The sequence below is a fragment of the Dietzia sp. HMSC21D01 genome (assembly GCF_001815995.1).
Classification (GTDB): domain Bacteria; phylum Actinomycetota; class Actinomycetes; order Mycobacteriales; family Mycobacteriaceae; genus Dietzia; species Dietzia cinnamea.
In genome coordinates, this window is the sequence record NZ_KV824075.1 from 1 (window position 1) to 9448 (window position 9448).

Annotated in this window: 10 protein-coding genes; 3 read left to right on the top strand and 7 right to left on the bottom strand. The window is 72.1% G+C overall.

From position 1 onward, the window contains the following. On the bottom strand, positions 1-442 hold a 442-nt coding region (locus HMPREF3086_RS14895), incomplete at its 3' end, for an ATP-binding cassette domain-containing protein (protein ID WP_141764112.1). A 255-nt stretch (positions 443-697) separates the two neighbouring features. Between HMPREF3086_RS14895 and HMPREF3086_RS14900 the strand changes: the two genes are divergently transcribed. Further along, complete coding sequence (locus HMPREF3086_RS14900) at positions 698-901, top strand: sigma factor-like helix-turn-helix DNA-binding protein (RefSeq protein ID WP_007633914.1); 204 nt, start codon at positions 698-700, stop codon at positions 899-901. Positions 902-908: 7 nt separating this feature from the next. Beyond that, positions 909-1376 carry a hypothetical protein gene (locus HMPREF3086_RS18640; RefSeq protein WP_141764113.1) on the top strand — a complete coding sequence of 156 codons (468 nt, stop codon included), beginning with the start codon at positions 909-911 and terminating at the stop codon, positions 1374-1376. 597 nt (positions 1377-1973) lie between these two features. Here the strand turns inward: HMPREF3086_RS18640 and HMPREF3086_RS18180 are convergent. The 4 genes from HMPREF3086_RS18180 to HMPREF3086_RS14925 form a co-directional block, all read right to left on the bottom strand. Further along, entirely contained in the window at positions 1974-2432 is a 459-nt protein-coding gene (locus HMPREF3086_RS18180) for a PaaI family thioesterase (RefSeq protein WP_061228743.1), read from the bottom strand. A 57-nt stretch (positions 2433-2489) separates the two neighbouring features. Continuing rightward, positions 2490-4838: an ATP-binding cassette domain-containing protein gene (locus HMPREF3086_RS14915; protein WP_061228742.1), complete on the bottom strand. Its 2349-nt coding sequence runs from the start codon at positions 4836-4838 to the stop codon at positions 2490-2492. Between the two features lie 67 nt (positions 4839-4905). Continuing rightward, positions 4906-6636, bottom strand: coding sequence for an alpha/beta hydrolase (locus HMPREF3086_RS14920; RefSeq protein ID WP_244881683.1), 1731 nt, complete (start codon positions 6634-6636; stop codon positions 4906-4908). Next, positions 6633-7049: a hypothetical protein gene (locus HMPREF3086_RS14925; protein WP_311200563.1), complete on the bottom strand. Its 417-nt coding sequence runs from the start codon at positions 7047-7049 to the stop codon at positions 6633-6635. Before HMPREF3086_RS14925 ends, HMPREF3086_RS14920 begins: the two co-directional genes overlap by 4 nt. Positions 7050-7177: 128 nt before the next feature. Here HMPREF3086_RS14925 and HMPREF3086_RS14930 point away from each other — a divergent pair, with 128 nt between their 5' ends. Further along, positions 7178-7522: an RNA polymerase-binding protein RbpA gene (locus HMPREF3086_RS14930; protein ID WP_061228740.1), complete on the top strand. Its 345-nt coding sequence runs from the start codon at positions 7178-7180 to the stop codon at positions 7520-7522. A 90-nt stretch (positions 7523-7612) separates the two neighbouring features. Here HMPREF3086_RS14930 and HMPREF3086_RS14935 read toward each other — a convergent pair whose 3' ends face one another. Beyond that, positions 7613-8392, bottom strand: coding sequence for a polyprenol monophosphomannose synthase (locus HMPREF3086_RS14935; protein ID WP_061228739.1), 780 nt, complete (start codon positions 8390-8392; stop codon positions 7613-7615). Beyond that, the coding region (lnt, locus tag HMPREF3086_RS14940; RefSeq protein ID WP_070722704.1) for an apolipoprotein N-acyltransferase at positions 8393-9448 on the bottom strand (1056 nt) is incomplete at its 5' end.

A 9448-nucleotide genomic window follows, 5' to 3' on the forward strand; every position in this document is an offset into this window, starting at 1 on the left:
CCCACGCGTCCAGTGCGGTGGCCAGCTCGAGTGCGGCCGCGTACTCGTCCTCGGCGCCGGGCTTCCCGGCTCCCATGGCGTCGGCGGCGGCGTCCAACGCGCGCAGGGCGGCGAGGCTGTCGGCGATCTCCTCGGCGACGAGGTCGCCGACCGTGCGCGCCGCGGGGGCGTCCAGGTGTTGGTCGACGGTCCCTATCCGTCCGACCCGTGAGACGGTTCCGGAGTCCGGGCGGTGCCGCCCGGCCAGGACGCGCAGGAGCGTCGTCTTGCCCCGACCGTTCTCCCCCACCACGGCGAGCCGCGATGCCGCGGAGACGGTGAGGTCGACGCCGGTCAGGACGGTGCGGTCGCCGAGCGTCACCGCCACGTCGGTCAGGCGGATGTGTGCGCGGTGGCCCGCGGGGAGTCGGTGGTGCTGGTGATGATGCTGGTCGTGGTGCACGGTGCCCTCTTCGGCTCGTCGTGGAGCCGGGTAGCACGAGATGGCCGCCCGGCGTGTGCCCGTGGACGGCGTGCAGAGAGAGGGGTGAAGGTGGTCTCCGCCGCCGTCAGCGGCGGGGCCAGGGCTTCATGGTGATGGCACCGGGATACATGCCCGGGAGTGTATCCCGGGACCGCCCCGGGACGCACCCTTGGCGTCAACTCTGGTTGACATCGCCGGTAGTGTCAACGTAGGTTGACGGATGAGGTGGTGACAATGGAGACGACGTTCGACTTCAGCGCGGAGGACTCCCCCGTCGACAGACTGGCCGCCATCGCGCGGGCCAAGGCCGAGATCGCCCGCGAGGAGGCGGCCGCGGTGCGATTCGCCAGAGTGCACGGGTTGAGCTGGGCGGAGATCGGCACGGTCCTGGGGGTGAGCAGGCAGGCACTGCACAAGCGATTCGGAAGGACGGCCTGAGGAGCACATGGCGAGGACGCGAACCGGAGAACTCCTGCGACCACTCGTCACGCTGGCCCCGAGCCCCCCGCGGCTGCCCAATGCGACCAAGGCGGGGCTCACGGTCCTGCTGTGCCTGGCGGTCCCGACGCTGCTGGGGCGCTTCGACCTGGGGCTGCTCACCGTCACCGGGACCTTCGCCGTCCTCTACGCCCCGGCCGCCCCGCTGCGTCGTCGCGCCGCGACCGTCGCCGGCATCGGTCTGGGCCTGGTCGTCGCCACCTCCCTCGGCGCGTTCACCGCGGGCTCCCACCTCGGTCGGCGAGCACGGCACCGAACCCGTCCTCGTCCCGGCCATGACCGCTGTCGGAGCCGCCGTGGCGTGGCTGGTGGCCATGGCGGATCTCCTCCCCGATCCCCGCCGACCGGAACGTCGAGCGGTGCGCCGCGCGCGGGACGCGGTAGCGGCCTACGCGGCCACCGAACCGGGGCCTGACAGCCGACCGCAGCACCACGCCGCGCCCCACGCGCTCGCCGACGCCGAAGAGACCGTCGTCGAGGGGATCTGGACTCCCTCCGAGTCGATCAGCACTGAGCTCGCCGCCGCCCACCGCGAGTACGACGCCCGCGCGGCGCGGGCGAGCCGGCACATCGTGCCCGGCGACGACCCCGCCTGCGATCCCTGCAATCCCGACGCCGGCCGATGGCTCGAGGGGGACCCGGGTCCGCAGATGTGGAGCTGCCGACCGCCGCCGCGGCCGACCGGGCCGAGCGGGAGTTCGTCCGCGACGACACCCGGCGCGCACTCCGCGAGATCGCCGAGTACTCGCGCGGCGACGAGCAGGCCCCGGACCAACCGACGCTGGCGTCAGCGCTGCGGGACCTCGACAGCAGCACCTCTCTGCTGATCGCGGACGGGCACGGTGATTCCCCCGAGTCGCGGACCGCGGAAGCGGTCACCTACGCCGGGTATCTCATGCTGGGCGCACGCGACAGCGACGCCGTCACGGGCACGGCCGAGGAGTGGACGGACCTCGCCGACCTGGAGCTGCCCTCCGGGTGCCGGCCCGCCGCTCCCCTCTGCCGGCGTGGCTCAGCCCGCGGCCGGGTCGGTGGCGTCGGCGACCCCGGTGTCGCCCGGGCGGTCGACGTTCTGGAGCCGCAGCTGACCGCGGGCCAGCACCTTCCCGGTCTCGGACTGGGTGATGACCACGTCCCATAGCTGCTGACTACGGCCCTGGAACAGGGCTGCGGCGGTCACCTCAACCCGCCCGCCGGCCGAGGCGCGCAGGAAGTCGGTCCCGTTGTGGACCCCCACAGCGACCTGACCCCGGTCGGCAACGGCGTACCCGGCACCCGCCCCGCCCGCGGACTCGACGATGCTCGCGTACACGCCACCGTGCACGGTCCCCCAGTCGGTGAGATGGTCGGCGCCCAGGTCCGCGTGTCCGCGCAGGGACGTGGCGCTCACCTCGTCCACGACGAGGCCGGAGACACGGACGAACGCGCTCGCGGAGGACGAGGAATCAGGGACAGCGCGGGAGTCGGACATGACGTCTTTCTACCTCCGGGCGTCGCGATGGACGGCGCCCGGCCCCCGAGACGGGTGTCACCCGCCGACGTAGCGGGCCAGGTACTCCCCGGTCAGCGTCGACGCGTCGGCGACGAGGTCGGCCGGGGCGCCCTCGAACACCACGCGACCGCCGTCGTGGCCCGCGCCGGGGCCGAGGTCGATGATCCAGTCCGCGTGGGCCATCACCGCCTGGTGGTGCTCGATCACGATCACCGACTTGCCGGCGTCGACGAGCCGGTCGAGCATGCCGAGCAGATTCTGCACGTCCGCGAGGTGCAGGCCGGTCGTCGGCTCGTCCAGCACGTAGACGTCGGCCTTGTCCGCCATCTGGGCGGCCAGCTTGAGGCGTTGACGCTCGCCCCCGGACAAGGTGGTGAGCGGCTGGCCGAGCCGCACATATCCGAGCCCGACGTCCCGCAGGCGTACCAGGATCTTGTGGGCCGCAGGGATGCGCGCCTCGCCCGCCGAGAAGAAGTCCTCCGCCTCGGCCACGGACATCGCCAGCACCTCGCCGATGTTGCGCTCCCCCAGCCGGTACTCGAGCACCTCGGCCTGGAACCGGCGGCCCTCACAGTCGTCACACGTCGTGGCGACACCCGCCATCATGCCGAGGTCGGTGTAGATGACCCCCGCGCCCTTGCACGTCGGGCACGCGCCCTCCGAGTTCGGGCTGAACAGCGCGGGCTTGACCCCGTTCGCCTTGGCGAACGCCTTGCGGATGGGCTCGAGCAGGCCGGTATAGGTCGCGGGGTTGCTGCGGCGCGAGCCCCGGATCGCCGACTGGTCGATCGCGACGACTCCCTCCCGCGGGGACACCGAGCCGTGGATGAGCGAGCTCTTGCCCGAGCCCGCCACCCCCGTCACCACGCACAGCACCCCGAGAGGGATGTCCACGTCCACGTTCCGCACATTGTGCGCGCTCGCCCCGCGTACCTCGATCCACCCTGCCGGCGCGCGGACCGAGTCCTTGAGAGAGGCGCGGTCGTCCAGGTGCCGGCCGGTGACGGTGCCGCTGGCCCGCAGCCCGTCCACCGTGCCCTCGAAGCAGATCTCCCCGCCCTCGGACCCCGCCCCGGGGCCCAGGTCCACGATGTGGTCGGCGATCGCCATGGTCTCGGGCTTGTGCTCGACCACGAGGACGGTGTTGCCCTTGTCCCGCAGGCGCAGCAGCAGCCCGTTCATACGGTCGATGTCGTGCGGGTGCAGGCCGATGGACGGCTCGTCGAACACGTAGGTCACGTCCGTCAGCGCTGACCCGAGGTGGCGGATCATCTTGACCCGCTGGGATTCGCCGCCCGACAGCGTGCCCGCCGGCCGGTCGAGCGAGAGGTACCCCAGCCCGATCTCCACGAACGAGTCGAGCGTGTGCTGCAACGACCCCAACAGCGGGGCCACCGACGGCTCGTCGAGTCCGCGCAGCCACTCGGCGAGGTCGGTGATCTGCATGGCCGAGACGTCGGCGATGTTGTGCTCGCCGATCCGTGACGAACGGGCGCCCTCGTTGAGCCGCGTGCCGTCGCACTCCGGACACGTCGTGAAGACCACGGCCCGCTCGACGAACGCCCGGATGTGCGGCTGCATGGCCTCGACGTCCTTGGACAACATCGACTTCTGGATCCGGGGGATCAGCCCCTCGAACGTCACGTTGATGCCGTCGGCCTTGATCTTCACCGGCTCTTTGCGCAGGAGGTCGTCCATCTCGCGCTCGGTGAACTCGCCCACCGGCTTGGCCATGTCGAAGAACCCGGACCCGGAGTAGATGCGGCCGTACCACCCGTCCATCGAGTACCCGGGGACCGTGATGGCCCCCTCGGCCAGCGACTTCGAGCGGTCCACGAGCGCGTCGATGTCGAAGTCGGAGACCGACCCTCGGCCCTCGCACCGCACGCACATGCCGCCGGTGATGGTGAACTCGGCCTTCTGCCGGGTGCCGTCGGCCTTCTTCAGCGTCCCCACCCCGGAGGCCGATGCCACGTTGAACGAATACGCCTTGGGGCCGCCGATGGCGGGCCGGGCGAGCCGGCTGAACAGGATCCGCAACATCGCGCCGGTGTCGGTCGCGGTCCCCACCGTCGACCGCGGGTCGGAGCCCATCCGCTCCTGGTCCACGACGATCGCCGTGGTCAGCCCCTCCAGCACGTCGACGTCCGGCCGGGCCAGCGTCGGCATGAACCCCTGGACGAACGCGCTGTAGGTCTCGTTGATCATCCGTTGCGACTCCGCGGCGATCGTCGCGAAGACCAGCGAGCTCTTACCCGACCCGGAGACACCGGTGAAGACGGTCAACCGCCGCTTCGGCAGCTCCACGTCGACCGAGCGGAGGTTGTTCTCCCGCGCGCCGAGGACGCGGATGATGTCGTGCATGTCTGCGGTGTGGGTGCTCATTCGCGCGTCTCCTGGGCCGGTTCTCTCCGAGGCAACGCTAGAACACGGACCCGGGACGGGGAAGGCGTCAGCCGCGGTCCTGATTGAGCATGGCGACGGCGTGCAGCTCCGCGAACCGCTGGAACTCGTCGTCGTCCCACCCCTCGCGGCCCGTCGCGGCCGCCCACCCGTCGAGGATCTGATGATCGTAGAGGTGGCCGTAGCCCTGGGACCCGCCGACCGCGTTGCCGAGATCGGCCGTCACCTGGAAAAACGTGAGCACGGGCATGTAGAACATGCCGGGGTGGCGGCCCTTACCCGGGGGTTCGGCCAGCCACGCCGGACGGTCGAACAGCAGATCCGGCGTCCACCACACGACCGGGTCGGTCGCGTGCTGGACGTAGAGCACGTGCGGCGGGATCCACGGGCTGTCGTCGTCGCGGAGCTCGGCCGGGTCCTCGGAGAAGCGCACCAGCAGGCCGTCGGCGTACACCGGCTCGGTGACCGGCGTGCCCGGGTCGCGGCGCTCGACCAGCGAGTGCCAGATGTGGTTGGAGTTGGGCGGGCCCATCCACAGCACGCCGTCCACGGTGGCGCGGATGTCCCGGATCCCCGAGAACGCCGCCTCCCCGGCCTGGGTGCCGAGACTCTCGCCATAGACGTAGAGTGCCGGCCGCGGCAGGTCAGGGGGCAGCGAGTCGCGCCACTCCACCACCGACTCGACGAGCGAGCGCCCGGCGGCCTCCGCCTTCTCGCGGTCGGCGAGGAATGAGATCCAGCTGGGCAGGAACGAGTACTGGGTGCCCACCGTCGCGGCGTCACCGCCGGAGAGCAGTTCGATCGCCTGGGCGGCGTGCGGGTTGATCCACCCGGTGCCGGTGGTCGGCACGATCACGACGGACTCCCGCTCCCAGGCCCGCGTCCGGTCGAGCTCGGCCACCACGAGGTCGGAGCGCTCGTCGTCCGTGGGCGCGGACTCCAGGCCCGCGTAGGCCCGGATCGGCTCCTTCGCCTCCTCGCCGAGCAGGTCGCTCAGCGTCTCCCGGTCGACGCCGCCGCTGACGAACCGCCGACCCTGCAGGCCCAGGTCCTCGAAGTCCACGAGCGAACCCGGGCCGCCTGACTTCTCGGGTTCGCGCGGCGGGCGCGCGTCGGGCAGGTCCTCGTTGTTCTGGGCGCTGAAGATCTGGTTGGCGGCCTCGAAGAACAGGCGCGGCACCACGCCCTGGACCATGCCCAGCAGCAGCGCGGCGGCCACCACGACCCCCGCGAGCCGCGCGGTGTACTCCCCGATCCCGAACCGGCGGCGCACCGCGCGGACGAACGCCCGGTACGCCGCCCGCAGACCCCGGGCGGCGATCAGCAGCGCGACGAAGAGCCCCAGCGCGACCCACGGGATGCGCATGTAGTCCGCCCACGGCGGGCGCGGCGACTCGACGAGGTCGGAGACCTGGTCCTGCCAGCGGATCGCCGTGGCGGTGGCCGTGATGAGGTAGACGACCAGCACGTACGGAGCGGACAACCGCGCGAACGCCAGCAGGCGGTCCCCCAACGCGGTGAGGTCGGGGTGCAGGCTGATGCGGGGGGCGACGACGCGCCGCCACAGGGTCCGGAGCGCCACGCCGACGCCGTAGCCGACCAGCATCGACACCCCCGTGACGATGCCCTGGTAGTGCCACGCCCGCGGCAGCAGCGACGGCATGAGTGAGACCCACGCCGCGAGCGCGGCGACGATGAGACCCGTGACGGAGGGCCGCCACCGATCCCACCACGTCCGCAGGACCTCGCCGACACTGCGCACCGCAGCTGTTCGGTTCACCGCAGCCGCTCGGCCCGGCGCGCTGCGGCCACGAGGTCCTCCGACATGCGCGCCAGTTCCGCCGGGTCCTCGCCCTCGGCGATCGCGGTCCGCAGGTCCTCGCACGCGCAGCGCAGCTGGAACATCCGGTCCATGAGGTCGGTGGACTCGGCCTCGGACAGCACGACCGTCCCCTCGGGCAGATCCTGCATCCGCAGCGACCGGCGCTGTTCGTAGGCGCGCTGGCGACACGAGCGACGGCAGTACCGCCGCCGCCGCCCGGTGCCGCCCTCGTCGACGGGGCGACCGCACCACGCGCAGGACGCCTCGCCCCGCCGGGGGGCGGGGGACTCTGCCCGGACGTCGGAATCCACGGAGGAAAGGGTACCCAGGTCGCCCCCGGGGTGGCCCGCGGCGTCGGGCCGTGGGAACATTTGGGGGTTCCTCTGGCGTTGATACGAGCAGGAACCACGCAGCGTCGTGTCGATCCGCAGAATTGACCGCAGCGCGGTGACGTGACCGCAGTGCTTTGACGCAGACGAACACGGCAGAAGGAGTTCGCATGGCAGATCGAGTCCTCAGGGGCAGCCGCCTCGGAGCGGTGAGCTACGAGACCGACCGGGACCACGACCTCGCGCCCCGCCGCATGGCCCGGTACCAGACGCCGAACGGCGAGGTCTACGAGGTGCCGTTCGCCGATGACGCCGAGATCCCCGGCACCTGGTTGTGTAAGAACGGCCAGGAGGGCCAGCTCATCGACGGCCCCGCGGTCGAGGTGAAGAAGGGCAAGCCGCCGCGCACCCACTGGGACATGCTGCTCGAGCGGCGTTCTCTGGAGGAGCTCGAGGAGCTCCTCAAGGAGCGGATGGACCTGCTCAAGAAGCGGCGCCGCGCCGGCGCGCGCTGAGCCACCGGACGGCATGACGCCCCGGTCCCCTTTTCGAGGGGGCCGGGGCGTTCCGCGTCGGCGGGGCGCACCGCCCGGCCGACGGGGGACTCAGCGCCCGACGAGCGCTCGCAGCTGCGCGCGGCGCTTCTCCCAGCCCCAGCGGGCGACGTTGACCGCGGCCTCGCGGAAGATCGACTCGCTCATCTTGGAGTGCCCCACGGTGCGCTCGGTGAAGGTGATGGGCACCTCCACCACACGCCGCCCGTTGTTCAGCAGCCGCCAGGTCATGTCGATCTGGAAGCAGTAGCCCTTGGACTCGATGGCGTCGAGGTCGAGTTCGGCCAGCGCGTCGGCGCGGTAGGCGCGGTAGCCGGCGGTGATGTCCTTGATGCCGACACCCAGCACGACGCGGGAGTAGATGTTGCCGCCGCGGGAGATGACGTGGCGCTGCCACGGCCAGTTGACCACCGAGCCGCCGGGGACGTAGCGGGACCCGATCGCCAGGTCTGCGCCGCCGTCCACGGCCTCGAGCATGGCGGGCAGGCGCTCGGGCGGATGGCTGCCGTCGGCGTCCATCTCCACCAGCACCGTGTACCCGCGCTCGAGCCCCCAGCGGAACCCGGCGATGTAGGCCGCGCCGAGACCCTGCTTCCCGGCGCGGTGCAGGACCGAGATCCGGCCGCGCGGGTCGTCGGCGGCGAGCCGGTCGGCGACCTCCCCGGTGCCGTCCGGGCTGTTGTCGTCGGCGATGAGGACCGACACGTCGGGGGCCGAGGCGAGCAGGCGCTCCACGACGCCGGGCAGGTTGTCCCGCTCGTCGTAGGTGGGGATGATCACCAGCGTGCGCGCGGAGGGCGCGCTGCCGCCCGGCGTCGTCGGTTCGGTCACTTACGTCTCCTCGTGTCGGGTCACGGGCCGTCGGCGGGTGTGGACCAGCGCCCAGGCCAGTGCGACGAACCCGACGAGGCAGCTCACCGCCTGCGGGACGCCGCCCAGTCGGGTTGCCACTGTACCGGCCCCGCCGACCTCGACCCGAGCCGCCAGCACCGCGGGCTCGAAGATGCCGGTCTCCTGCCGCACGTCCCCGTCGGGGCCGATGACGGCGCTCACGCCGCTGGTCGCGGCGATGAGGACGGGCACGTTGTGCTCGACTGCGCGCACCCGGGACATGGCCAGTTGCTGGTACGTCATGGCCGAGTGGCCGAAGGTGGCGTTGTTGGTGGGCACGGTGAGGATCTGGGCGCCGCGCGAGAGGGGTTCGCGGGCGGCGGCGTCGAACGCGATCTCGAAGCAGATCGCCACGCCCAGCTCGACCCCGTTCGCGGTGACGAGCCCGTCGCCGTCCCCGGGGACGAAGTGGCCGGCGGCCTGTGCGATCGGGAAGAGAGCCTCGAACAGGCCCCGCATCGGCAGCCACTCGCCGAAGGGCTGGATGTACTTCTTGTCGTGCCGGTCGGCGACCGGGTCGGAGCCGGCCGCGTCACCGGTCTCCTCACCGTCACCGGCACCGGCACCGTCACCGGCGCCCTCGCCGGCGCGGGCGTCCCAGACGAGGGTGGAGTTGGTGGCCTCGCGCCCCTGCCCCGTGGGCAGGACGGTGCCCACGAGGATCGGCGCGTCGAGGCGCCGGGACAGGGCACTGATCTGCGCCCCGGCGAGGCGGTCGCCGAGCGGCGAGATGTCGGAGGCGTTCTCCGGCCACAGCACGAGGTCGGGACGCGGGAGGGTGCCGGCCTCGACGTCGTCGGCGTACCCGGCCGTGACGTCGAGGTGGTTGTCGAGGACCGCGCGGCGCTGCGCGTTGAAGTCCAGGCCGAGGCGAGGGACGTTGCCCTGGATCACCGCGACCTCGACGGTGTCGGTGTGCTCGCCGCTCGGGGTGAGGGCGGCGCCGGCGACCAGGCCCACCGCGACGAGCGGGACCGCCAGGAGGCCGGCGGCCGC